Source organism: Sporosarcina ureae (assembly GCF_002101375.1).
In the GTDB taxonomy this organism is placed as follows: Bacteria; Bacillota; Bacilli; order Bacillales_A; family Planococcaceae; genus Sporosarcina; species Sporosarcina ureae_B.
Genome location: NZ_CP015207.1, coordinates 2667324 through 2692163 on the forward strand (window position 1 = coordinate 2667324; position 24840 = coordinate 2692163).

A 24840-nucleotide genomic window follows, 5' to 3' on the forward strand; every position below is an offset into this window, starting at 1 on the left:
CGACCTGATGAATGTTCATCGGGTCGTTTTACTGATTATAGTCTTCTGAAACTATTGAATTTAGATTTCCAGTATGGATTGTTTAGGCTGACAACTTCTGACTTCTTGCCACCTGCATGAACAAATTTATTGTTTCCCACATAGATTCCTACATGCGAAATCCCTTTGCGGTATGTATTGTGGAAGAATACTAGGTCTCCAGGTTTTGGCGATTTAATTTTTGCCGATTGGTTGAATTGTCCAGTTGTCGTTCTAGATACAGACTTACCATTTTTCTTGAATGAATACTGAATGAATCCACTGCAGTCGAATCCTCTAGTGGTAGTCCCACCGAAACGGTATGGGATTCCGCGCAAGTTCATTGCTGTTTTCACAACACCAGATCCGCCACCTTTAGTAGGAGAAGTTGCTGCTACTGCTTTGCCTGTAGATCTCTTTAATAGGGAACTGGAAACATATCCTCTTTTACCATTAACCTTTACTTTATACCATAATTGCTTACCTGCGTATTTTTGGTGTGTCAGTTGAACACGAGTTCCCTTTTTTAATGTAAAGACTCTTTTATGGTTTGTTCCAGCATCTGCTCGAACATTTGCATTATGTACTGTTATGTATGTACCATTCTTCGCTGTAGCTTTACTTGCGGCATCGGCTGTTCCGCCATTGAATCCCATAAACAGAACTGATGTCATCAAAATTGAACATAATAATTTTTTCACGAATGATTCTCCTCCAAAATAATGTTTATCGCTCTCTAGCTGCAAATAATATCTTACACGAGCTATGTAGTGTTAAACATTACGTTCATATTAAGAAGGAGTTACAAGAATGGTGTTTTGTAAACAGATTGTAACAAAGCAAAATAGCCTTCCTGTAGAAAGGAAGGCTTGTAGCGAGTGAGGTTACTTTCTAGGAAAAGAAGGAGGATCTTCTTCTACAATTTGTTCAGATAAGACAGCACGCTCTTCTTCAGAAGTAAGATCATTTGTCTGAATAGTCTCGTCTGACTTGGTTGACTTCAATACTTCAGGATGTGCAGCGTTTTGTAGTGGTTCATATCCACCATATGAGGGTTCTGATTCTATAGTTTTTGTCGTTCTAGAGGAATCGGTGTTGGGTCTAGACACAGGACTCGATAATCTGTCTGTTTGAAAAGTCTCGTCATTCGAATACACGCTGAGAGCCCATCCTTCATCTACATATAGCATCATGCCACCGTGTTGGACTTCTTCGTAATAGCGGTCTACCTGGGTCGTATCCATCCCGATGCCATACATCATTTGTTTGATATGATTTTCGCCTGTAAGGAAGTCCATAAAACGATCTGTCCACGTATCATATGCGGAGTACACGTCTGCTCCCGTTCTACTGCGCAGCATGGCTACATCATTTTCATTTTTAGCGATTACATAAATATTGTCATCAAGATAACCGGTTTCTTTTAATTCCTCTATTTTGCTTAGAAGGTCAGCATCGTTGTAATACACACCAATAAATGTTTTGCTGATTAGTTCATCCATTGTATAGCCTCCCTCTTTATAGTTGCTCTACATAGTATACCCGTTTACTGTTCTTCAAAAACCTACCGAACGTTGAAAAAGATTGGGGGATGGCATGTAAGATCAAGTGTAAAAAAAATCGTCTGTACAGAGTGAAGGAAGTCTGCATCCACCTCCAAAATTATCGCATGCATTCTACAATGGTCATTTCGAATAGAAACGAAGAAAAAGATTCATAATTGTGTCTGGTCATTTCGTTACATAACTCTTTAGCTGTACGTTTCATAGTATCGGTTTATTTGTTAAGGTTTTACAGATATGATAGGATACACAGTATAGTTAACAATAGAAAGGGTCGGTTTATCATGAGAAAAAGACAGCTATTGGCTCCGCTTAGTCTTTCACTTCTATTATTAGGAGCATGTAACGCGGATACTGAAAAAGAAACAGATGTAGACAAGGAACAAACCGAACCAGCTGAAAATGTCGTTAAAGATCCTATAGATAAATCTGAGACAACAGCTACTAATGACGAGTTAAAAGAGGAGTTTGGGAAAGAAGAAGGGGTATCAGAAGTAAGTTTGATTATTACTGAAGATGCAGGTGGCTTCGTCTTGCTAGACTTTGAAGTATCAGAAGACATGAACAAAGAAGATGCTGAAAAAGTTAGTAAAAAATACTATGAACGTATTGAAAAAGAGTATCCAGAACATAGCATTGATATCCAAGCGCGTAAAAGCGGAGAAACATTTGTACAAGAAACAAAGGCAGTTAAATAATGAATGTAAAGATGCCGTCCTAACAATAGGGCGGTATTTTTATCGGTAATACTAATTGATATGTTAGTGAATGCGAATCAGTATAATATAACAATAGACGAGGCGAAGTAAAATCTCCTCTATTTCTATTTTGATCCAAGGCAAAAGCTTGCCCGTGCCACATACAAGTTTTCACTATAGAAATATCTGATAGTAGTTTGGATGTGTACTTTGCATCAAATGATGGTAGATTTGAAGAGTATTAAGTGAATCAAATAATAATTATCGTTGCTATGTAGTTGGTTACTTTTTGATTAGCTTACCGCTTCATAAATTTAGTTAAATTGTTAGAAAAGAATCATTGCGATACAATAATAGAATCTATAGATAGAGAGTGGGGATTTCATTTGGGAAAAAAAACAGCTATTGTACATTCAGCTATAGAAGTGTTTAAAGAACAGGGGATTGAGAAGACTAAAATTTCGGATATTGTTAAGCGTGCAGGGATTGCGCAAGGTACATTCTATTTATATTTTCCGTCAAAACTATCTTTAATGCCTGCGATTGCCGAGGTAATGGTGGCCAAGACGATGGATGTGGTCAAACTCACTGTCGATCACGACGCATCATATGCCAAACAGTTCGAGCAGATGGTAGATGCAATATATGAAGTGAATAAAGAATACTACGAAATATTGGCTGTTATATATTCCGGCCTAGCTTCAACTGAGCATATTCGCGAGTGGGAATCGGTGTACGCGCCATTTTATGAATGGATTAGCGAAAAACTTGAAGCCGCCAAAAAAGCAGGAGCGGTTCGTCAATCGATCAAACCTGACCGGACGGCGAAGATTATTATTGGTCTTATCGAATCGACTGCTGAGCAAGTATTTCTTTATGCTCAACATGATGAAAGTGAAGCGGATAGACAGAAAGAAGAAGTCCTCGATTTCCTATCTCATGCACTGCAATTTCAAACAGTGGAAGGTTAACATAGCCAAATGTTAGCTTTTATGATAAAATGAATGATAGTCAGTCATAAGGACGACGAAAATTAAATTGGAGCGGATAGTATGAGTAAAGCGTGGCTATATGTCGCATTAACTAGCTTTTTTGAATTAGTATGGATCTTTGGATTTAACACAGCGACTCAATGGTGGCATTGGATAGTGATCATCGGCTTTATATTTGTGGATTTTCATTTCCTCACGAAAGCTTGTGAAGGTTTACCAACCGGGACGGTCTATGCGATATTCGCTGGAATCGGAACAGTCGGTACATCATTAATGGACGTCATGTTCTTCGGTGAACATATTAGTATAGGGAAGATCTTCTTCATTTTCATTCTAGTTATTGGTGTAGCGGGATTGAAGGTAGCGGATGGTCTGGATGAAAAGAAAGCGCTGAAGGGAGTGGAAGACGATGGGGTGGATTCTAGTATTTTTGGCGGCAATAAGTGAGTTTGCCGGTGTCATAGGGCTGAAGAAATTTAGTGAAAATAAAACATGGACCAATGGCTTACTATACTACGGAGGGTTCGGTATCGCGTTCTACTTTCTTTATAACTCCTTTAAGTTTTTGCAAGTCAGTACAGCGTATGCTGTGTGGATTGGTGTAGGTACAGCTGGTGCCGTACTCATCAATATGCTGTTCTTCGGTGAATCGAAGAGTACAGGTAGAGTAGTGAGTCTCATACTCATCGTCATCGGAGTAGTTGGACTAAAAGCGTTATCATAAAATATATCTCCTTTCTTATAGAAGGAGGTGTACGTATAGAATGGAAAACGGACATGCCTATGTTAACAGGCATGTCCGTTTTATTGTATCCGAAAGATCAGCTACTGAGTTTTATCGATTCCAAGGCACGTTTACGTATCTCGCGTTCTAACATTTGGATGAACTCCAGATTTAGATGATACTTTTGGGCTTGTTGATAGGAATAGAGTAGCATTTGATCCGATAAATGTAACACAGTAGAACCGCCTCCTTTGGGATGAATTGATTGTAATCAGTCTGCATGCTTCTCTCTTGATGTTATATCTTACTTTACCAAATTTTCATAAAAAGAACAAGCGTTCTAATTGTCCACAATGCTAGTGGGTAATCTGTGGGTAATATGTGAATGGTTTACATAAACTGCTAAGATACGCGGTGTATAATGTGTATAGAGTTATGAACAAAATATAAATGTCGAATGCTGTCGAGCGAAACTTATCATACACTACTAGTATTCTGCATAATTAATGAATACGTATCGCCCCTTTGAATAGGTATAGTAGAGTGTTAGTTACAATCTGCAGCAATTGATAAACGGATGGATAAGCAAAATCGAATAAAATAAAGCAAGAACTCTACTTCGTAATATTTGTAATAAGAGGATCGTCATAGGAAGGACAAGCATGGCCTTCTATTTGTAGAATAAAGATTTCACCTATATTTTCTTCTATTTAATGAAAGTAACAAGGCCAAATAAAAAAATAAATTAAGATATTTTGATATGCAATATATCGCTATATATAGGGTATGTAAGCGTATTCAGATGTTTTAAATTAGTCACAATTAACGAAAAACTTTAAAAATACGGTTGACCTTTATTCATATACAAGATATGATTACAGCAATCTAGTTCATAGCGGTGAATTATTCACTAGCTGTTCAGAATATTCAACTGAATGAAATTAATGTAATTAGCAATTGATTCGTTCAATTAGTTTAGGAGAGATTGCAAATGAGAAGTGACATGATTAAAAAAGGAATCGATCGTGCACCACATCGTAGCTTACTATATGCAGCTGGTGTTAAAACGAAAGATATGAACAAACCATTTATTGGAGTGTGTAACTCTTATATAGATATCATTCCAGGACATATGCATTTGAACAAATTCGCGGAAGTAGTTAAAGAAGCAATTTGGGAAGCGGGCGGCGTACCGTTTGAATTTAATACAATTGGTGTAGATGATGGAATCGCAATGGGACATATTGGTATGCGTTACTCATTGCCAAGTCGTGAGCTAATTGCAGACTCAGCAGAAACAGTCATTAATGCACACTGGTTTGACGGAGTCTTCTATATACCTAACTGTGACAAGATTACACCGGGCATGTTAATGGCTGCTGTTCGCACAAATGTCCCTTCTGTATTCGTTTCTGGAGGACCGATGGAAGCAGGTGTTTCTGCAACAGGTGAGACACTTTCATTAACTTCCGTGTTCGAAGGCGTTGGAGCTTACAAAAGTGGTAACATGACAGCTGAAGCGTTGCTCGACATTGAACAAAATGCATGTCCATCATGTGGATCATGTTCAGGCATGTTCACTGCGAACTCTATGAACTCTCTAATGGAAATGCTCGGTATGGCTCTTCCAGGAAATGCGACAATCCTTGCAACTTCAAATGAACGCCATGTACTAATCAAAGATGCAGTGAAACACTTGATGAATTGTATCGAAAAAGATATTAAACCAAGAGACATCATTACAAAAGAAACAATCGACGATGCATTCGCACTCGATATGGCAATGGGTGGTTCTACTAATACAGTTCTTCACACATTAGCGATCGCGCACGAAGCAGAAATTGATTACAACATTGAAGATGTAAATGATGTAGCTAAACGAGTACCTTATTTATCGAAGATCATGCCAGCATCTGATTATTCTATGCATGATATTCATCTAGCCGGTGGTGTGAGCGCAATTATCAATGAATTGTGTAAAATCGATGGTGCGATCCATAAAGACCGTATTACGATCACTGGTAAAACGATTGCAGAAGATGTCGCAGGACATGAAATTACCAATACAGATGTCATTCGAACGAAAGATAATCCACATAGTCCAGTAGGCGGTCTGTCTATTCTATTTGGTAACATTGCTCCTGAAGGTTCTGTCATTAAAGTTGGGGCAGTTGATCCCTCTATCAAGGAATTCAGAGGAGAAGCGATTGTCTTTAATTCACAAGAAGAAGCCCAAGAAAATATTGATAATGACACGGTAAAAGCAGGCCATGTAGTCGTCATTAGATATGAAGGTCCTAAAGGTGGACCGGGAATGCCGGAAATGCTAGCACCGACCTCAGCAATTATGGGGAAAGGGCTTGGTAAAGAAGTTGCTTTAATTACCGATGGTCGTTTCTCTGGGGCATCGCGAGGTATTTCTATTGGACATATCTCACCAGAAGCTGCATCCGGAGGGCCGATTGCACTTGTAGAGAACGGAGATATTATCGACATTGATCTGACAAACCGTACGATCGAACTGGTAGTATCTGATGAAGTTCTTGCAGAACGGCGCCATGCACTGGAACCATTCGAACCAAAGATTAAAAAAGGCTATCTTGCTAGATATTCTCAACTAGTCACTTCAGCAAGTACTGGTGGAGTTATGAAAATTTAATATACAAAACGTTGATGAGGTTAAAGTAGATAGAAAATGTATTCACAGAGAGCCGGCGGTGCTGCGAGCCGGTAATACAGCTATTTGCGACATCCCCTCGGAGTGGATTGCTAAAAGGTATACCGATTAGGCAGTCCCGGGCTCGATATTCGGGCTCGTTAGCAATGAGAAAGTATAGCTTCGGCTTGCTTTTTCATAAGGTGACAATTGTCACGAACTAGGGTGGTACCATGAAAGCTTTTTCATCCCTATGTAAAGAGAGAAGGATTCTTTGCGTGGGATGAAAAGGTTTTTTTTTAGGTGAAAATGTCAGTGGCCAATATAAATATAGTGGAAAATTGTAAGGAGGAGTTCAGTATGAGTGCTGAAGTACAAGAAAAACAGACTGCATCTATGCCAACGGAACAAGCTAAGAATAAACCTATGGATGGTTCTGCAATCTTGATTCAATCGCTTAAAGAACAGAATGTAGAAGTAATCTTTGGATATCCTGGAGGAGCTGTTCTCCCAATCTATGATGCATTATATAACGATCCGATTCCCCATGTGTTAGCACGTCATGAGCAAGGCGCAATTCATGCGGCAGAAGGATATGCGAGAGTATCCGGAAAAATTGGGGTAGTCATTGCCACATCTGGTCCTGGCGCAACGAACTTAGTAACGGGAATTACAGATGCCATGATGGACTCACTTCCATTAGTAGTTATTACAGGCCAAGTAGCAACCACTGTTATTGGATCGGATGCTTTCCAGGAAGCGGATATCATAGGGATTACTCAACCTATTACTAAACATAACTATCAAGTACAAAGTGTAGCGGACATTCCACGTATTATGCGTGAAGCTTTCCACATTGCTTCTACTGGAAGACCAGGACCAGTCGTTGTCGACGTTCCTAAAAATATCGCAACAGATATTTTCGTTCCTGTCGAAAAAGAGAGTAAAGAAGTGAATTTGCCTGGCTATCAGCCAACTACTACGCCGAATTATCTGCAAATTCAAAAAGCTTCGAAAGCTATCTCTGGTGCGAAAAAACCTATGATCCTTGCAGGTGCAGGTGTACTCCATGCAGGAGGAACAGCCGAGCTGAAGGAGCTTGTCGAAACGCATCGTATTCCGATTGTAAATACATTACTTGGCTTAGGTACAATTCATGGAGAACATGAACTATTCTACGGAATGGCTGGCATGCACGGTACAGCAACTGCCAACTACGCACTTAGTGAATGTGATTTATTACTCAATGTCGGTGCTCGTTTTGATGACCGTTTAACAGGTAACTTGGACGCATTCCTGCCAAATGCTCGTGTGATTCATATTGACATTGATCCGGCAGAGATTGGCAAAAACGTTGAGACTGAAATTCCAATCGTAGCTGATGCGAAAGAAGCGTTAACCGCGTTGCTGAAGGCAGATTTCAAATCACCGGACACAGCAGAATGGATAGGCTATTTAAATGGTTTAGCAGACAAATATCCGCTTTGGTATCAAACAGATGAGGAGGCTTTATTACCTCAACAAGCACTCGAGATCATACATCGGATTACAAATGGTGATGCAATCGTCACGACGGATGTTGGACAGCACCAAATGTGGACTGCTCAATATTACCGTTTTAATAACCCCGACAACTGGGTAACGTCAGGCGGATTAGGAACGATGGGCTTCGGCTTCCCAGCGGCAATCGGTGCACAACTTGCTAGACCGAAAGATCGTGTAATTGCAGTGGTTGGAGACGCAGGTTTCCAAATGACAGCACAAGAGCTTTCGCTTCTTCAAGAAATGCGTATTCCAGTAAAAGTCATCATTTTGAATAACGGTGCACTTGGTATGGTACGTCAGTGGCAAGAGACATTCTATGAAGAACGTTACTCACAGTCACTAGTTCCAGTACAACCGGATTTCATTAAATTGGCTGAAGCATATGACCTGAAAGGGTATCGAATTCACAATTTAGAAGAAGCCGAAAAAGTATTTACAGAAGCACTATTATCTGACGAGCCGGTCTTGATCGATTGCCGAGTGAAACAACGTGAAAACGTCTATCCAATGGTGGCTCCAGGTAAAGGATTACAAGACATGATTGGAGTGAGTCCTCAGTGAAACGAATTATTACAGTAACAGTAATTAATCAGAGCGGGGTATTAAACCGTGTAACGGGACTGCTAATGAAGCGTCAATTCAATATTGAAAGTATGACCGTCGGCGCTACGGAACAGCCAAACAGATCCAAGATGACATTCCAAGTTCACGTAGAAGATGAGAAGAAAATTGAACAACTTGTAAAACAGCTGCAAAAGCAGATTGATGTTATTACAGTGAAAGATATAACAGACAAAGCAATCGTGTTACGTGAGTTAGCGCTAGTAAAGGTCATCTCACCACCACAGATTCGCTCTGAAATGAATAGTATTGTGGAACCTTTCCGACCGATAATAGTTGATTCCGGAAAGAATGTAGTAACGTACCAAGTAACGGGTGACCCAGATAAAATCGAAGCGTTTATCGATTTGCTGAAACCATATGGCATCAAAGAATTAACACGAACTGGCGCAACCGGCTTTGCCCGCGATATGCAAAAAGTTCAAGCACCACAGCTGTCAATTTTGAAACAGTAAAACACACACACACTTAGGGGGAAATTAAAATGACAAAAATGTATTATAACCAGGATATCAATGAAGGACTATTAGAAGGTAAAACTATCGCAATCATCGGATACGGTTCACAAGGGCACGCACACGCGCGTAACTTGAAAGATTCAGGCTTTAACGTAGTAGTAGGTGTTCGTGCTGGAAAATCATTCGATCAAGCACAAGCGGACGGTCTTGAAACACTTTCAGTAAAAGAAGCTTCTGAAAAAGCAGATTTGATCATGATCTTACTTCCAGATGAAAACCAAAAAGCAATCTACGATGCAGAAATCGAACCAGCTCTTGCTAAAGGTAAATCATTGGTATTCGCTCACGGTTTCAACGTACACTTCGGTGAAATCAAACCACCTGCTGATGTAGATGTATTCTTAGTAGCTCCAAAAGGACCAGGACACCTTGTACGTAGAACATTCGAAGCTGGTGGCGGAGTTCCTGCACTATTCGCAGTTTATCAAGACGTATCTGGCCAAGCAAAAGACGTAGCCCTTGCGTATGCAAAAGGCATCGGATCTGCACGTGGCGGCGTTTTGGAAACAACTTTCGAAGAAGAGACAGTTACAGATCTATTCGGAGAGCAAGCAGTACTTTGTGGAGGATTGACTTCATTAGTTAAAGCAGGATTTGAAACATTAGTAGAAGCTGGATACCAGCCTGAACTAGCTTATTTCGAAACATTGCACGAAACGAAACTAATTGTTGACTTGATGTATGAAGGCGGAATGGCTGGAATGCGTTATTCCATCTCAGACACTGCAGAGTGGGGCGACTTCGTTTCTGGACCACGCGTAATCGATGCAGATACAAAAGCACGTATGAAAGATATTCTTACGGACATCCAATCAGGCAAGTTCGCAAAAGAATGGATTGAAGAGAATAAAAACGGACGTCCTAATTTCAATGCAATCGAAGAAGCAGAAGCTAAGCACCAAATCGAAGAAGTAGGACAGAAGCTTCGCTCTATGATGCCATTCATCAACGAAGGAGCTAAATCAAAAGAGGAAGAAGTGGTAGCGAGTGAGAAAAATTGATCTTTTCGATACAACTCTTCGCGACGGTGAGCAATCTGCAGGTATTAATTTAAATACAGTAGAAAAGTTAGAAATCGCTCGTCAGCTAGAAAAACTTGGGGTAGCAGTTATTGAAGCAGGATTTCCTGCTTCATCCCCAGGTGATTTCGAAGCCGTTCAACGCATTGCCAAAACAGTAAAGAATTCCACTGTTACAGGCCTTGCTAGAGCCATGAAGAAAGACATTGATATATCATGGGAAGCATTACGAGGCGGAGAACAGCCACATATCCATGTGTTTTTAGCCACATCACCGATTCATATGGAATATAAATTGAAGAAATCTCCAGACGAAGTAGTGGACATTGCCGTGGATGCGGTCAAATACGCCAAACAGTATTTCCCACTCGTTCAGTGGTCGGCAGAAGATGCTTTCCGTTCTCATAAGGAATACCTGGTACGTATTATTAATAAAGTAATTGAGGCAGGAGCTACAACCATTAATGTTCCCGATACTGTAGGCTATGCAACACCTGCAGAATATGGCGCTCTATTTAAGTACTTGAAAGAGAACGTAACAGGAATAGACAACGTTAAGCTTTCCGCTCACTGTCATGATGATCTTGGAATGGCCGTTGCAAACTCTATTGCAGCAGTTGAGAATGGTGCAGATCAAGTGGAATGTACGATTAATGGTATCGGAGAGCGTGCAGGTAATGCAGCATTAGAAGAAATTGCTGTCGCCATGCACATCCGTAAAGATTTCTACAACATGGAAACTGGAATCAACCTAAAAGAAATCAAAAAAGCTAGTCAGCTTGTTAGTCGTTTGACAGGTGTAGTCATCCAGCCAAACAAAGCAGTTGTCGGTAAGAATGCATTCGCACATGAATCTGGTATTCACCAGGACGGCATGCTGAAAAACCGTGAGACATACGAAATTATTACACCGGAATTAATCGGTGAAACGGATAGGCCACTAGCGCTAGGTAAACACTCCGGGCGTGCTGCGTTCAAAGATCGGGCAATTACGATGGGGTTTGAACTGACTGATCACCAATTAAATGAAGCGTTTGATAACTTCAAAAAATTAGCGGACCGTAAAAAGGAAATTACAGAAGACGATTTGTTTGTTCTATTCACAGGACAGCAATTGGCTGATACGGATACACCAATTTACGAATTGCATAATGTTCAAGTTCAATATGGAACAAATAATATTCCGACTGCTACCGTGACAGCGACAGTGCCTAGCGGGGAAACAGTTACAGTGGCAACGACTGGTGCAGGTTCTGTTGAATCTATTTTCAACGCACTGGAATTGGCCGTTAAAGGTGAAGTACTCATTCTGGATTATCGTGTAACATCGATCGGTAAAGGCCGCGATGCACTGGGAGAGGCAGTAGTCAACTTAAGACATAACGGACTTGAGCTTACAGGCCGGGACGTAGCGCAAGACGTATTAGAAGCGTCTGCAAAAGCTTATTTGAATGCTATCAATCGTCAACTAGTTCGCGAACAATTGCGGAAAGAAGAGTTAATAAAATAAGCAACATATGTCAAAGGGATAGAGTATTCGATCGAGTGATACGAGATTGATCAAGGAGGAGAAGTTCTATGGAAAAGAAAGTAGCAGTATTACCCGGAGACGGCATAGGCCCCGAGGTAGTAGCAGAGGCAGTCAGAGTATTGGAAGTGATCGGCAGACGTTTTAACCATACATTCCATACAGAATATGGACTAATTGGTGGAGCAGCGATTGATGAAAAGAATAATCCACTTCCTAAAGAGACAATCGAGTTATGTGAGTCAAGCGACGCCATTCTTCTAGGAGCAGTGGGTGGTCCTAAATGGGATCAGAATCCATCTGAATTACGACCGGAAAAAGGGTTGCTTGCGATACGTAAACATTTCGATCTATTTGCAAACCTTCGACCTGTTGCAGCTGTGCCTTCTTTGATCCAAGCTTCTCCTTTAAAAGAAGAAATCGTCAAAGAAGTCGATATGATGATTGTTCGGGAATTAACTGGAGGTCTATACTTCGGTAAACCGAGCCGTCATACAGATCAATCAGCTGTTGACACGCTTGTATATACACGTGAAGAAATCGAACGTATTGTCGACAAAGGTTTCGAGTTGGCTCGCCTACGTAAAGGCAAAGTAACTTCTGTGGACAAAGCGAATGTGCTCGAATCCAGTAAGCTTTGGAGAAAGATTGTAGAAGAGAAAAAAGCGCAGTATCCAGATGTTGAAGTAGAGCATCAGTTAGTGGATTCCGCAGCAATGAAATTAATTACAAATCCCGCCTATTTCGATGTAATCGTTACAGAGAATATGTTTGGAGATATTTTGAGTGATGAAGCGTCTGTAATTACAGGATCACTTGGATTATTACCTTCAGCGAGTGTCCGTTCAGATGGTTTAGGTTTATACGAGCCAGTGCACGGTTCAGCACCGGATGTAGCAGGGCAAGGGATAGCAAATCCAGCAGCGACAATTCTTTCTGTCGCAATGATGTTGAAGTATTCATTTGGATTAGAAACTGAAGCGACAGCCATTGAAAAGGCTGTTAATACAGTATTCGAAGAAGGTCACTTTACAGCAGATTTGGCTGGCAAAGACCAACGTTCATTAACGACTAAAGAATGGACAGATAAGATTGTAGATGAATTGGATCTTCAGTTCGTTTCGAATAGTATTATGTACTCGTATATTTAAAAAAATAACGCTGTCTAAGTCTCGACATGCACATGAGGGCATACCGAAACTGGTGCGCCCTTTGTGTGTAGGTAGGGATCAGACTGAAGTGTTGAAACAGATGCCACACATTATTATGGTAATGGCTTGGAAGGGGAAACAATTATGGCTAAAACAATTATTGAAAAAATATGGGATGAGCATATTGTGTACGAAGAAGAGGGAAAGCCGGATCTATTGTATATTGATCTACATCTGATTCATGAAGTCACATCACCGCAGGCATTTGAAGGATTACGTCTCGCAAATCGCAAAGTGCGTCGTCCGGATCTTTGCTTTGCGACGATGGATCACAACGTCCCGACAAAGAACTTACCGGTAATCAATGACCCGATTGCAAAAAAACAAATCACGACACTTCAAAAAAACTGTGAAGAGTTTGGTGTGCAATTGGCAGATATGCAACATCCAGACCAAGGTATTGTGCATATTATCGGTCCTGAGTTAGGATTGACACAACCAGGAAAGACGATTGTTTGTGGTGATAGCCATACATCAACACACGGTGCGTTTGGAGCCATTGCGTTCGGTATCGGCACAAGTGAAGTAGAGCACGTATTATCTACGCAAACATTATGGCAAAGTAAACCGAAAACGATGGAGATTCGCGTAACAGGCAAAATTGGGTTTGGCGTAACAGCTAAAGATATTATTCTCGCGATCATTTCAAAGTTTGGAATTGGCGTGGGTACTGGACATATTGTCGAGTATACAGGAGAAGCAATTCGTGGACTTACAATGGAAGAACGTATGACCATTTGTAATATGTCAATAGAAGCAGGGGCGAAAGCTGGTTTAATTGGCCCCGATGAAACAACAATCAATTATTTGCGTGGTCGTCGTTATGCACCGCAGGGCGAAGAATTCGAAGCGGCAGCAGGGCGTTGGCTCGCATTGAATACGGATGAAGATGCAAAATATGATCAAGTGCTTGAAATTCATGCAGATGAAATCGAACCATTCGTAACGTGGGGAACGAACCCATCGATGGGATCTGGAATATCGGCTAACATCCCTACGACTGCAGACTATGTATCCGAAACTGATAAATCTGCACTTCGTTCTGCAATGGAGTATATGGGACTTGAAGAAGGAATGGCGTTAACTGATATTGAAATTCAGCACGCATTCATTGGTTCATGTACAAATGCGCGTCTTAGCGATTTGGAAGCAGCGGCGAAAGTGGTAAAAGGTCAACATGTTCATCCGACTGTGACTGCAATTGTTGTACCTGGTTCACGTACAGTGAAAAAGCAGGCAGAAGAGATCGGACTTGATAAGATCTTCCTGGACGCTGGTTTTGAGTGGAGAGAGTCGGGATGCAGTATGTGCTTGGCTATGAACGATGATGTAGTACCAGCTGGCGAACGTTGTGCTTCTACATCCAACCGGAACTTTGAAGGACGCCAAGGTGCAGGCTCACGCACACATCTAGTCAGCCCATCCATGGCTGCAGCGGCTGCCCTACATGGACATTTCGTAGATGTTCGTAAAATCGAAGCAGCTGTGCAAATTTGAGGAGGGTATTCAGATGGAACCAATTAATAAAATAGAGAGTGTACTCACTCCTTTAGATAAAAATAACGTAGATACAGATCAGATCATATCCAAGGAATTTTTGAAACGTATTGAGCGCACTGGTTTCGGGAAATATTTATTCTATCACTGGCGTTTTAATGCAGATCGTACAAAAAATGAAGAGTTCGTGTTAAATGATCCTCGATACGATGGTTCAACTATCCTAGTTGCACATGATAACTTCGGTTGTGGATCATCTCGCGAACACGCACCTTGGGCAATTTTGGATTACGGATTCCGAGTTGTTATTGCACCAAGCTTTGCAGATATATTCTATAGTAATTGCTTCAAGAACGGCATTTTACCGATTAGGCTATCTGTTGCAGAAATTGATGAGTTTCTACAAAAAGGGAAAAAAGCCCCGTATACATTAACAGTGAGTCTCGAGGACCAGACTGTAGCAGGTGAGGATGGTTCGGTGTATAGCTTTGATATTGATCCGTATAATAAAAAGATGTTGTTGAACGGGTGGGATGAGATTTCCCTGACCTTCCAATATGAAGATAAGATTACAGAGTACGAACAAAAACATGCATAACTCAAAACAGTTCATCGCTTACTTAGCATGAACTGTTTTTTCGTGTGGGCATAAATAGTGAAGGTAAAGTGTAAAATTTTGAAACTATTTCTATTTTTCTACGTCTGTACGCTGCGGTTACAATGAATTGAAAAGTAGCCTAAGTACGTATCACAGCTTTACAGTATGGAGTATTCTTCCTTTACAATGAAAGCCCAAATGAAATGTTTGGTATGCTATAATTGTCGAAGGAAACTACATACTAAAATCAAGAAATTCAAAGACTGGAGTTGATTTTTAAGATGTTCAGCGCATCAAAGAAAAGTACATTCGCTATTTTTAATTCTTTTCTCATCGTGATGTTATGCTTCATTGTACTACCAATACATGCGCAAGCGGAAACGGTAAACCAACGTTTCTCCGATGTAGGGAATGAATATTGGGCAAAAGATGAAGTAATGCAGCTCGTGGAAGAAGGAATCATTAACGGATACCAAGATTTGCAATTCCGACCAGGCATCAGTATTAAACGTGGACAAGCAGCAAACTTGCTGACTGCGGCCTTGAAATTACCGGAAGCTCCCTACCAGCCGATATTCAAGGATGTCAGCGCAAAGTCATCTTACTTACGCGGTGCCATGTCTACTTATCAAGAAGGTATATTTAAAGGAAAGCCCGATGGTAACTTCGGTGTAAGTGATGAATTAACACGTGAACAAATGGCCAGTGTGCTAGTTCATGCATTTAAATTAAAAGACACAGGTGAAAAAGTACAATTTACTGATGAGAATAAAATTAGTGAATCTCACAGATATGGCGTCAAAGTACTTATGCAACACGGCATTACCACAGGTAAGGAGGACGGATCCTTTGCTCCAAAACTTTCCGTAAACCGTGGTTCATTCGCTGTATTCCTACATAGAGCAATGATTCAAGCAGGACTTCTTGAAAAAAAGCAACCGATTGTTTTCAATAAAATACAAACTATGGGGAAATTTGATCCGATACGTTTTAATCAATTTCTTACGGAAGTCCCCCTAACGCAAGAAGGACAGACATACTTGCGGTCAAACCATTTCATGTCTTTAACAGCTAAGCGAGTAAAAGCCCATGGACATGCAACGGATCATATTTATGTCTATGGTGTCAGTGAAAGAAAAAATACGAGAGTCACTGTAACGAAACGCGAATTGCCAAATGGCGATTACTTTACATTCGTAGAGTTGAGAAACCCTGACCGTCTGCCGATTCGTGTCGACTTGGTACGAATTGATGGAGATATTAAAACGAATTCGATGGAACGTTTCGATAAGTTCCCTATGAAAAAAGATGTAGATGAAACATTCGGATTCGATATTGCTACTTCGCCAGTTGGTGTTCTTGAAACGATTTCGCAACAAGGTACTGGACAGCAAATGATATCAAAAACCTATCGTTCACGTGAGCTTGAGTTAAAATACCGTAATGGTGCAGTCAGCAGAACACGAGAACTCCAGGACGAGAAAGAATCGTACAGCAATATTCTTATGGGTGATAATCGTGTATCAGTGTATGAGTTAAACTCTAGAGGGTACGATGTAGTGGATCAATGGTATCTTTCATCCAATAAAAAACTCTTTTCGTCAAAAGAAAGATTGGATTCATGGCTTCGTGAGTCCATTACCAACTATAAAAAGCGCAATAAATGGTATACAGCACAAGGGCCATACAATAAGATGGCAACTACTATCGAGCCGATGCCTGCTTCAGGGCGAGGATATGGTCGTAATTTACTTTTAGTAAAAGAAGATCGTGTCATGTTGTTATACAACCAAACGAAAGAACGCTATTATGAAGATATTTTGCATAACTCCTTTACGAACTTAGCTATCTTTAGAGGAAGTAAGCCGTATTGGGAAACTGAAGTGACTAGTACGTATTTGACGAATTTATATGGCTTTACAGCGCCATTCGTCGATACACGCTTCAATGAACAGATTGCACTATTCCTTTATAATGGTGGCAAAGCATTCAATCATAAAGATTACAACGAAGGCTTACGTAACTATGCGAACTTGCTTGTTCAGCAACATAGAAAAGGGAATGTAAACTTCTTGTCTCCAACTGCCTATTATATTCCGGATTACTTCCCGGCAAAATCACAAGTGAAGACCCATACGTCAATGAATCATTTACTAGGCGGCATGAACATTCTCTTGCTTGCATTCCAGGAGTTCAATGATCCGGTCTATTTGGAAAATGCCAGTGCCATTGAAAAAGCGATTCGCTTTGAAGAAAAGAAATGGACGCGTCCAAATGGGGACATTTGGTACAAACGTGCCCCAAATGGTCAATTTTCAGGAACAGATTATGTTCATCTGACATTAGAAGACTTAATTTATTCTTATGAAAAATGGTCACAAGTCGATCAGTCGAAAGCTAAAGTATTTGAGCGGATGATTAAATCGAAGGCTGGTTATTTGAACAGTACGAAAAAAGGTTATACGACGAAAATCAAAGAAGGTTTGAAACGTATCAACATGTCTCACTTATTGCCAGCAGGTAAAGAGTATACAGACGCATTGTAATGAAGCCATCACCATCTCCGTTCGTCTAGGAGATGGTGTTTTGTTGTTTTACTGAGCAATTAAAGTGGATGGCAATTCTAGATGGATTGAGGGGTATCCTGGTGAAGATGAATAGAGCGGTTACTAACGCGCATAGAGCGCTTGCTGAGTTTCATAGAGCGATTACTTAGTTAGATAGAGCGTTTTCGAGGGATTGTAGAGCACTTTTGAAGGTTTATGAGCGGATATCACAGAACTATGAGCATTTCTTCTTCTTAAATGATTCTCCACACTAAAAACCACCATCTCCTAAGCAACTGGAGATGGTGGTTTCACGGTCTATTTAATTAATAAGCGTCACTAGATCGGAACGGATCCAGCCATATGGTTCGTTGATTTGTTGTGTCCCTGGATTGATATCCAGACGCACCTTGTACCAAACAAAACCATCTGCGCCTGTCGTACGATCCGTAACAATTAGTGGATAGCCGAATGCTGCCAGATTACCTGGATGCTTGGGCTTGTAAGAGAATAGAATATTATTTTTATTCCCCGTTTCAGGGCTTGTCCGAATATTAACTGCTGTATTGCCTGTATAGGAAATCACAGCTAATTGCGCTTGGTTCGCATCTTTATTACCTAGGAACTGATCGATCCGCCACATATGGCCCGCAATCTTACTTCCCCAGAAAGGATCCGATGCATACTTCATATTGAAGCCGACAGCTTTATTTCCTGGAGCTGCACCATTGGCATAAGCACCGAGTGGATTCGCATAGTTTAAGTTGATGTAGCGTGTGATGAATGCATCGACACTTTTCGTCGGATTACTATAGACTTCACCTTTATCTGGTGAAGAATCAAATACGCGGATACCGAAAATGTTGTTTTTCTGCTGTGCATTGCCACTCATTCCATAATCACTCTCATGTATAGCGGTTGCTAAAATGAACATCGCATTGACGTTATGCTGTTTTTCCATTTGTTTTACATACGTACCCAATCCGATTAATTTCGACTTAGTTGTAGCATTTTTATAGCGTGCAATACCTGTTTTTTGTCTGGCTTGTAATGCATTAGAAATAAAACGATCTAGTTCCTGTCCAGTGTAAGTAGAGGGCTGGCGCACGGATTGGAATTGGAAATACGGATAATAGGTAATAGTCGCCGTACCGTTCAATTCTTTAAAATGAACACCATCGTTACTTGTATAGGTCTGTCCTTTTTTCATTGCGGGAGAAGCCGGGCCTACTGTATACTCTGCGTAACTGCCTTTATATTGTTTCGTCTTGGCATCGTACGTACGATAATATGGTTGGTGAATGAGTAAGCCGTCGCTTGTTACTTTATACTGGCTTGCCCCTTTAGATAATAATGAAGGGACTAGATCGATTTCATCGTGTTTTGCATAATAGGTATAGCCGCCTACGTCTACTACAACACGTTCTGCGCTACTGCCTACATAGTCCAGTTCATACCCTTTCTGGATATATGTCACTTCGTTTTTTAATGTGGGGTCACTATATAGTGACGTATACTGCTTTGGGTTTTCTGAAGCAAATGCCTGACCTGACTTCATTTTGATGATTGTATTATTAACGGAAATCGCCTGAATGTTTGAAGAGGCATTATATGCTGCTAATGCATCTTCAAACGTGAGGTATGATTCATTTGTTACATTCAGCTGATTGTTTGAAATGGCGCTGACTTTATGCACTTTAGGGTTTTCCGTACCGCCAACATCCGTTGGGGGACGAGTATTGCCTTTTCCGTCAGCGACTGCGAACATACGGAATAAAAATGCAGAAGCATGAGCAATCGTTGCGTTACTTGTCGGTTTGAAATACCCTTGATCTCCTCGTATGATATTCAATGAAGAAGCCGCAGATACAGCCGGTATGAAGTTCGAAGAGATTTTCTTGCTATCTTTAAATTGAACTGTAGGTGTATTGACAGAGATATCAAGGAAGCGGAATGCTTTAAATATCATTCCTGCCATTTGCTGTCGAGTAATCTGCTGATTCGCCTTGAATGTACCATCAGGATATCCTGCTAAAATTCCAGCACCTGCAGCATTTTGAATCTCAATAGTGCGGGAATGATTTGCTTTTAAATCCTTAAAGGTATATCTTGTCGAAGCAGGTAATTCGAGTGAACGTGCCAAATACGAAGCAAATTCTCCTCGCGTGACCGCACGATTCGGATAGACATTCCCTTTTGCATCCTTTTGTATCACGCCTTTATCTACCCAAAATGTCAGTTCTTGCTGCATTTGATGACCAGTGAAATCATTTGCACTTGCCACTGGTGTGAAGATAGGAGAAGCTAGCAAAAGCGAAAGTGTCAGTAATGTAATCAAACGTTTCAAATCAAAACCTCCTATATAAATCTCCTACTATTGTAGCAGAAAGGACTATTATTGGTAAGCACCTTTTGGTATATTAATAGACTATTATTGTAATTAATTCCTGTATAATGAGTGGTATTACTAGAACGGTAGGATAAAAGGGCATACCAATTATTAAAAATACGCTTGAAGGTTGAAATACCAAATATAACAATAAACGACAATCTACAATTATTTGAAAAGATGCAACGAATGCTTTCACTATTCCGTCCTAGATAGTGATATAATGCAACAAGGAACTAGCAAGCGTAGAAAGGGTTTTATAGACTAATGAATATATGGAAACAACGATTAGAAAAACAAAACACAAGTACCATACTGATTGCAGTAGCAGTGATGATCATTGCACTATTGCTGCCGTCAAAGATAGCATTACTCGGAACGGCCTTATTTTTTGTCCTATTTTCTATCATTAAACCCCAGCAAAGTATTCTATTTCTGGTTATCTACGTCAACATCCGACCATTTTTGCTAGAAGTGAATAGTGGGATGAAGTTAATAGGAGATTTAATTATTTTTGTCGTATTTGCGTGGACATTGTTCCAGTACCGACATAATATTCGTTCTCTATTTACATTCAAATGGTTTGAGTGGTCTTACTTTGCCTTTATTTTATTTGGCTCGATCGTAGGATTCTTGAACGATGTCACACCGACTTCTATTATTTTCCAAGTCCGAACATTTTTGATTATGTATTTGCTTTACTACATCATTTCAAGAATGACATTGACGAACAAATGGCTACAACAACTTGCGTGGGTGACAGTGTTTTTGAACATTGTGATGTCGCTTCATGGTTTAGTGGAAAAACTGTCATTGCGTCAGTGGTTGCTTCCTGAAGAATGGAAGTATAAAGTTTTATCTGCAACAAATGCTGTGCGTATTTACGGACTTACCGGTAATCCGAACTCTTTGGCATTATCCCTATTTTTCGGGATTATCGGGATCGTTTATTTGCAACATGTTTACCAGCAGAATAAATACAAATGGACATTTCGTGTATTACTCGTATTGTTCTTCGGTATTCTAGTTCTTACTTATTCAAGAGGAACTTGGATTTCAGCAGTGGTGTTCGGTATTGTCTTTATCCTTATGACGAAAAAATGGTATCTTCTGAAACGACTAGTGATTGCAGGTGTCGCATCAATTATCTTGATATATTATCCAGTAAACTTAGCTGTACAATATATAACAGAGTTAGGTGTGACAGTTGATGAAAAGCCTAGCGGGGCGGGAAGTATCGGGGGACGCTTCGGTGAAACGTTTGATGAGAAGAACTTAGCGCTCATGACTGAGAGCGGAAGGTTTTTCTATATTAGTAAAGGGTTTGAGATCTTCGGTGATCATCCTATAACGGGAACAGGATTCGGTTCATTCGGCGGTTCAGCCACATTATCGTATGGGTCACCGATTTATGACCATTATGGTATCAATTCGGATATTTACGGTGGAAAGTATTTCTACTCAGACAATCAATATATTCAAGTGATTGCAGAAACCGGCATAATCGGAGTATTGATTTTCGCGCTCTTCTTACTAAGTATGTTGTGGTACTTCTGGAAATCACGTCACACGAATTTCGGTGTATTTATGATTGCACTATGGTTTTCAACAGGCGTTTCCGGAATGTACTATAATATTTGGGAACTGAAGATGTATACATTGTTTTACTTTATCTTGCTTGGTGCATTTGTTGCGTTTAGCAAGCAGCAAGACACATCGAAACCTACGAATGGTTAATCCATTCGTAGGTTTTTTTGGGGGGAGATACGCGGTAATCGCTCAATGTTGTTTGGGATCCGCTCATAGCCCCGTGGTAATCGCTCAATGTTGTTTGGAATCCGCTCAAAGCCCCGTGGTAATCGCTCAATGTTGTTTGGAATCCGCTCAAAGTCACGCGGTAATCGCTCAATGTTGTTTGGAAAACGCTCATAGCCCCGTGGTAATCGCTCAATGTTGTTTGGGATCCGCTCATAGCCCCGTGGTAATCGCTCAATGTTGTTTGGAATCCGCTCATAGCCCCGTGGTAATCGCTCAATGTTGTTTGGAATCCGCTCAAAGTCACGCGGTAACCGCTCAATACAGACTAAAACCCGCTCATTGTTTCATCCAAGATCCACGTCTCGAGCTAAAATAAGTGATAAGCATCATAAATCCAAACCACCAATTCATAAGATCCCTATATCTCTCTCAAATTCCACAATTCTGCTTTTCTTTACTTATTTCGTTCAAACGGTGCATGAAAACATAGGCCTTATTTGATAGACTAGAGATTGATAAGAGTAGGAAAGGTGGAGTTGTGTTATCGTACAAAATACTTTGCTGTCTCGCACGAAGCGGAAGGTAGTCGTTACCGCTATGTCAGCAGCTATGCTCATTTCATTGCCATTTTCAGCGGCGGCGAGCACGAAAGTTGTTTCTAGTTACCCCGTGTCTTCAGGTGTTACTTATTCTCACTATACATATTCAGCAAGTAGTCACATCAATCACATAGGCGTGAATCTCAGTGATCCATTCACGAAATTGAAAATGGGTCTTCCCGCACCTATTTCGAAAACAGCCCCTACATTGACTTTGGCAAACCGCGATTCAAAAGAAGGTCATCGCGTTGTAGGTGCAGTAAACACTTCGTTTTTCGATATGAACACAGGTATGCCGATGTATCTGTTGTCCGAAGGTAATGAAATCGTTAATGGTGGTGTCATCTCGAATGCAAGTTCATTCTATGTCAGCCATCCAATTGCATTTGGTGTGACGAGTAATGGTCTTTCCGAAATTGATTATTTCAATCTAGGAATTGAAGTGGGAGTCAATGGTAATGTCTTTCAAATGACGGGCCTTAACCGTGAGCGTCAGGCGGATGAAACCATCATCTTCACTCCGCAGCATGTGAAAAACTCAACCGGTTCCAATGAATACGGCATTGAATTAGTCGTTGAAACAGATGCGCCGATCACATCGACCCATTATGGGCAGCAACTTCAAGGTAAAGTGGTCAAAGTACGTGGTTACGGCGATAAGCAGGCAGCAACGATACCGAAAAATGGTTTTGTTGTATCTATCCATGGGAAAAAAGGATTGGAACGATTCAAATCCGTCGCTGTTGGAGATCCGCTGTCCTTGAATCTATCAATCGATGATAAATGGAAAGACTCTGAATTTATGATGGCGAGTGGGCCGATGCTTGTGAAAGACGGACAACGCCATATCACGATGGATACGAATAACTGGCGTGCGACCGCAAAGACGGCTAGAACGGCTATTGCAATCAGTAAAGATAAAAAGCAAGTTCATATGGTGACCGTTGATTCAAGAGCAGGATATAGTAACGGCATGACATTGATCCAATTTGCAAATTATCTTGTATCACAAGGATATGACCGCGCGTTGAACTTTGACGGTGGCGGGTCTACTACGATGGGAATTCGCAATTATGGCAGTAACGAAGTAGTATTGGCTAATCGTACATCCAATTCGACACAACGAAATATCTCGGCAATTCTCGAAGCGGTAAGTACCGCACCAACTGGGCAACCAGCACATGTGAGTGTTTCCCGTTCTCAAATGGGAGAAATGTTGGTCGGTGCTACAGCCGATTTGAAAATCAATCATGTATTGGATGCGCATTATAATCCCATTGTGCCGAGCGCTTCCCAATTGAAAACGACGTCTGCAAAAGGAACGGTTGAAGGAACAGGTCTGACATATAAAGCGGTTCAGGCAGGAGAAGATCGCATCAGCGTCAACTACGGATTAGCTGAACAATCTTTCCCCATCACGGTCATTGACCAACCTGCAAGACTCGACGTGAAGTCTTCTGCAACAAGTGTCAAGCCAGGTGAAAAAATCACATTTACTGCTACTCCGGCAGATGCTTCCGGTAAACCGATCATCTATCAACCACACCAATTAGTATGGAGTGTCACAGGTAATATTGGTTCGATTACTTCATCTGGAACGTTTACGGCAACAACAGTTGGTAAAGGGCAAGTGCAGGCGACTCTTGGCAAGAAAGTGATTTCTGTACCGGTTGAAGTGAAATCCACTGAAGGCCCACCTGCGCCACCTATTATAGATAATCCGAATAAAGAATTGTTCAAAGATGTACCTTTATCGTATGCGTACGCGACAGAAATCTATTTCTTACGTGATCGAGGTATTATTAATGGAGATACAGACGGAACATTCAATCCGGGTAACACTTTGTCAAGAGAGCACGCGGCATTGATTTTAAGCCGAGCTTTCAATTTATCACCGGCAGAGGAAGCACGTAAAGAATTCAGTGATGTTCCAAAGACACATCGCTATTACAAAGAAATCAGTGCGATCGCCAATGCCAATATCGTAGGCGGTTATTCTGATGGGACATTTAATCCGACAGGACAGTTGACTCGTTCGCAGATGGCGATGATTTTAGTCAAAGCCTATAATTTAGAAGGAGAGTCTGCGAAGAAATTCATAGACGTTTCCCCACAGCATGGTGCGTACAAGCAAATTCATATTTTGGCAAACCACGGCATTACAACTGGAAATGAAAAAGGGGAATTCATGCCAGGCAAGCCGGTCAACCGTGCTCAATTCAGTGCGTTCTTATATAGAAGTATAGAAAAGTAATAATAGAAGCTTTCCAATCCTTGGTGTGTTCTTGGATTGGAAGGCTTCTCTGTCTTTTGAATACACTATAAAAGGTCACTCTGCTATACTTATAGCAAATGAACTGC

18 protein-coding genes, 1 pseudogene and 1 other annotated feature are annotated in these 24840 nt (G+C 40.8%); of the genes and pseudogenes, 15 read left to right on the forward strand and 4 right to left on the reverse strand.

What is annotated here, in order from left to right:
* Positions 1–35 precede the first annotated feature (35 nt).
* Both SporoP8_RS13100 and SporoP8_RS13105 read right to left on the reverse strand, forming a co-directional pair.
* Positions 36–719, reverse strand: coding sequence for a C40 family peptidase (locus SporoP8_RS13100; RefSeq protein WP_232319158.1), 684 nt, complete (start codon positions 717–719; stop codon positions 36–38).
* A 183-nt stretch (positions 720–902) separates the two neighbouring features.
* A complete protein-coding gene (locus SporoP8_RS13105; RefSeq protein WP_085132918.1) occupies positions 903–1520 on the reverse strand; it encodes a YflT domain-containing protein in 618 nt (205 codons plus the stop codon).
* A gap of 344 nt (positions 1521–1864) precedes the next feature.
* On the opposite strand from SporoP8_RS13105, the gene SporoP8_RS13110 reads away from it, so the two are divergent.
* The 4 genes from SporoP8_RS13110 to SporoP8_RS13125 all read left to right on the forward strand — a co-directional run bounded on the left by SporoP8_RS13110 (position 1865) and on the right by SporoP8_RS13125 (position 3994).
* On the forward strand, positions 1865–2278 hold the full coding sequence (locus SporoP8_RS13110) for a cation transporter dimerization domain-containing protein (protein WP_085132919.1): 414 nt from the start codon (positions 1865–1867) through the stop codon (positions 2276–2278).
* Positions 2279–2664: 386 nt separating this feature from the next.
* Positions 2665–3249 (forward strand): TetR/AcrR family transcriptional regulator, encoded by a 585-nt coding sequence (locus SporoP8_RS13115; RefSeq protein ID WP_085132920.1) that lies wholly within the window; start codon positions 2665–2667, stop codon positions 3247–3249.
* Positions 3250–3330: 81 nt separating this feature from the next.
* Positions 3331–3717: a DMT family transporter gene (locus SporoP8_RS13120; protein WP_085132921.1), complete on the forward strand. Its 387-nt coding sequence runs from the start codon at positions 3331–3333 to the stop codon at positions 3715–3717.
* Positions 3680–3994 (forward strand): DMT family transporter, encoded by a 315-nt coding sequence (locus tag SporoP8_RS13125; protein WP_085132922.1) that lies wholly within the window; start codon positions 3680–3682, stop codon positions 3992–3994. The genes SporoP8_RS13120 and SporoP8_RS13125 overlap by 38 nt, the downstream gene beginning before the upstream one ends.
* A gap of 169 nt (positions 3995–4163) precedes the next feature.
* Here SporoP8_RS13125 and SporoP8_RS16940 read toward each other — a convergent pair.
* Positions 4164–4208, reverse strand: a pseudogene (locus SporoP8_RS16940) (hypothetical protein); the annotation flags it as partial.
* 777 nt (positions 4209–4985) lie between these two features.
* On the opposite strand from SporoP8_RS16940, the gene ilvD reads away from it, so the two are divergent.
* From ilvD to SporoP8_RS13175, 9 genes are all read left to right on the forward strand, one after another.
* The gene (gene ilvD, locus SporoP8_RS13135; RefSeq protein ID WP_085132924.1) at positions 4986–6653 is read left to right on the forward strand and encodes a dihydroxy-acid dehydratase; all 1668 of its coding nucleotides are present in this window, start codon (positions 4986–4988) and stop codon (positions 6651–6653) included.
* A 2-nt stretch (positions 6654–6655) separates the two neighbouring features.
* Positions 6656–6906 (forward strand) — a binding site (T-box leader).
* Between the two features lie 104 nt (positions 6907–7010).
* Entirely contained in the window at positions 7011–8756 is a 1746-nt protein-coding gene (gene ilvB, locus SporoP8_RS13140; RefSeq protein WP_085132925.1) for a biosynthetic-type acetolactate synthase large subunit, read from the forward strand.
* The gene (gene ilvN, locus SporoP8_RS13145; protein ID WP_085132926.1) at positions 8753–9271 is read left to right on the forward strand and encodes an acetolactate synthase small subunit; all 519 of its coding nucleotides are present in this window, start codon (positions 8753–8755) and stop codon (positions 9269–9271) included. Before ilvB ends, ilvN begins: the two co-directional genes overlap by 4 nt.
* 29 nt (positions 9272–9300) lie before the next feature.
* Entirely contained in the window at positions 9301–10335 is a 1035-nt protein-coding gene (gene ilvC / locus SporoP8_RS13150) for a ketol-acid reductoisomerase (RefSeq protein WP_085132927.1), read from the forward strand.
* Positions 10322–11863: a 2-isopropylmalate synthase gene (locus SporoP8_RS13155; protein ID WP_085132928.1), complete on the forward strand. Its 1542-nt coding sequence runs from the start codon at positions 10322–10324 to the stop codon at positions 11861–11863. Before ilvC ends, SporoP8_RS13155 begins: the two co-directional genes overlap by 14 nt.
* A gap of 68 nt (positions 11864–11931) precedes the next feature.
* Positions 11932–13032 (forward strand): 3-isopropylmalate dehydrogenase, encoded by a 1101-nt coding sequence (gene leuB / locus SporoP8_RS13160; protein ID WP_085132929.1) that lies wholly within the window; start codon positions 11932–11934, stop codon positions 13030–13032.
* 144 nt (positions 13033–13176) lie between these two features.
* Positions 13177–14589 carry a 3-isopropylmalate dehydratase large subunit gene (gene leuC / locus SporoP8_RS13165; RefSeq protein WP_085132930.1) on the forward strand — a complete coding sequence of 471 codons (1413 nt, stop codon included), beginning with the start codon at positions 13177–13179 and terminating at the stop codon, positions 14587–14589.
* Between the two features lie 13 nt (positions 14590–14602).
* A complete protein-coding gene (gene leuD, locus SporoP8_RS13170; protein ID WP_085132931.1) occupies positions 14603–15187 on the forward strand; it encodes a 3-isopropylmalate dehydratase small subunit in 585 nt (194 codons plus the stop codon).
* 281 nt (positions 15188–15468) lie between these two features.
* Entirely contained in the window at positions 15469–17733 is a 2265-nt protein-coding gene (locus tag SporoP8_RS13175) for an S-layer homology domain-containing protein (RefSeq protein ID WP_232319159.1), read from the forward strand.
* 322 nt (positions 17734–18055) lie between these two features.
* Here the strand turns inward: SporoP8_RS13175 and SporoP8_RS13180 are convergent, their stop codons facing one another.
* Positions 18056–20080 (reverse strand): S-layer homology domain-containing protein, encoded by a 2025-nt coding sequence (locus SporoP8_RS13180; RefSeq protein ID WP_085132932.1) that lies wholly within the window; start codon positions 20078–20080, stop codon positions 18056–18058.
* Between the two features lie 309 nt (positions 20081–20389).
* Between SporoP8_RS13180 and SporoP8_RS13185 the strand changes: the two genes are divergently transcribed.
* Together SporoP8_RS13185 and SporoP8_RS13190 are read left to right on the forward strand one after the other, a co-directional pair.
* The gene (locus tag SporoP8_RS13185; RefSeq protein WP_085132933.1) at positions 20390–21859 is read left to right on the forward strand and encodes an O-antigen ligase family protein; all 1470 of its coding nucleotides are present in this window, start codon (positions 20390–20392) and stop codon (positions 21857–21859) included.
* Between the two features lie 618 nt (positions 21860–22477).
* Positions 22478–24733: an S-layer homology domain-containing protein gene (locus SporoP8_RS13190; RefSeq protein WP_085132934.1), complete on the forward strand. Its 2256-nt coding sequence runs from the start codon at positions 22478–22480 to the stop codon at positions 24731–24733.
* The last annotated feature ends 107 nt before the right edge of the window (positions 24734–24840 follow it).

What these genes read in the sequence shown, in the direction of transcription:
- SporoP8_RS13105 (WP_085132918.1), bottom strand. Translation starts at nt 1,520, where the DNA reads ATGGATGAACTAATCAGCAAAACATTTATTGGTGTGTATTACAACGAT.
- leuD (WP_085132931.1), top strand. Translation starts at nt 14,603, where the DNA reads ATGGAACCAATTAATAAAATAGAGAGTGTACTCACTCCTTTAGATAAA.
- SporoP8_RS13175 (WP_232319159.1), top strand. Translation starts at nt 15,469, where the DNA reads ATGTTCAGCGCATCAAAGAAAAGTACATTCGCTATTTTTAATTCTTTT.
- SporoP8_RS13190 (WP_085132934.1), top strand. Translation starts at nt 22,478, where the DNA reads ATGTCAGCAGCTATGCTCATTTCATTGCCATTTTCAGCGGCGGCGAGC.
- ilvC (WP_085132927.1), top strand. Translation starts at nt 9,301, where the DNA reads ATGACAAAAATGTATTATAACCAGGATATCAATGAAGGACTATTAGAA.
- SporoP8_RS13185 (WP_085132933.1), top strand. Translation starts at nt 20,390, where the DNA reads ATGAATATATGGAAACAACGATTAGAAAAACAAAACACAAGTACCATA.
- ilvD (WP_085132924.1), top strand. Translation starts at nt 4,986, where the DNA reads ATGAGAAGTGACATGATTAAAAAAGGAATCGATCGTGCACCACATCGT.
- leuB (WP_085132929.1), top strand. Translation starts at nt 11,932, where the DNA reads ATGGAAAAGAAAGTAGCAGTATTACCCGGAGACGGCATAGGCCCCGAG.
- SporoP8_RS13125 (WP_085132922.1), top strand. Translation starts at nt 3,680, where the DNA reads ATGGGGTGGATTCTAGTATTTTTGGCGGCAATAAGTGAGTTTGCCGGT.
- ilvB (WP_085132925.1), top strand. Translation starts at nt 7,011, where the DNA reads ATGAGTGCTGAAGTACAAGAAAAACAGACTGCATCTATGCCAACGGAA.
- SporoP8_RS13110 (WP_085132919.1), top strand. Translation starts at nt 1,865, where the DNA reads ATGAGAAAAAGACAGCTATTGGCTCCGCTTAGTCTTTCACTTCTATTA.
- leuC (WP_085132930.1), top strand. Translation starts at nt 13,177, where the DNA reads ATGGCTAAAACAATTATTGAAAAAATATGGGATGAGCATATTGTGTAC.
- SporoP8_RS13120 (WP_085132921.1), top strand. Translation starts at nt 3,331, where the DNA reads ATGAGTAAAGCGTGGCTATATGTCGCATTAACTAGCTTTTTTGAATTA.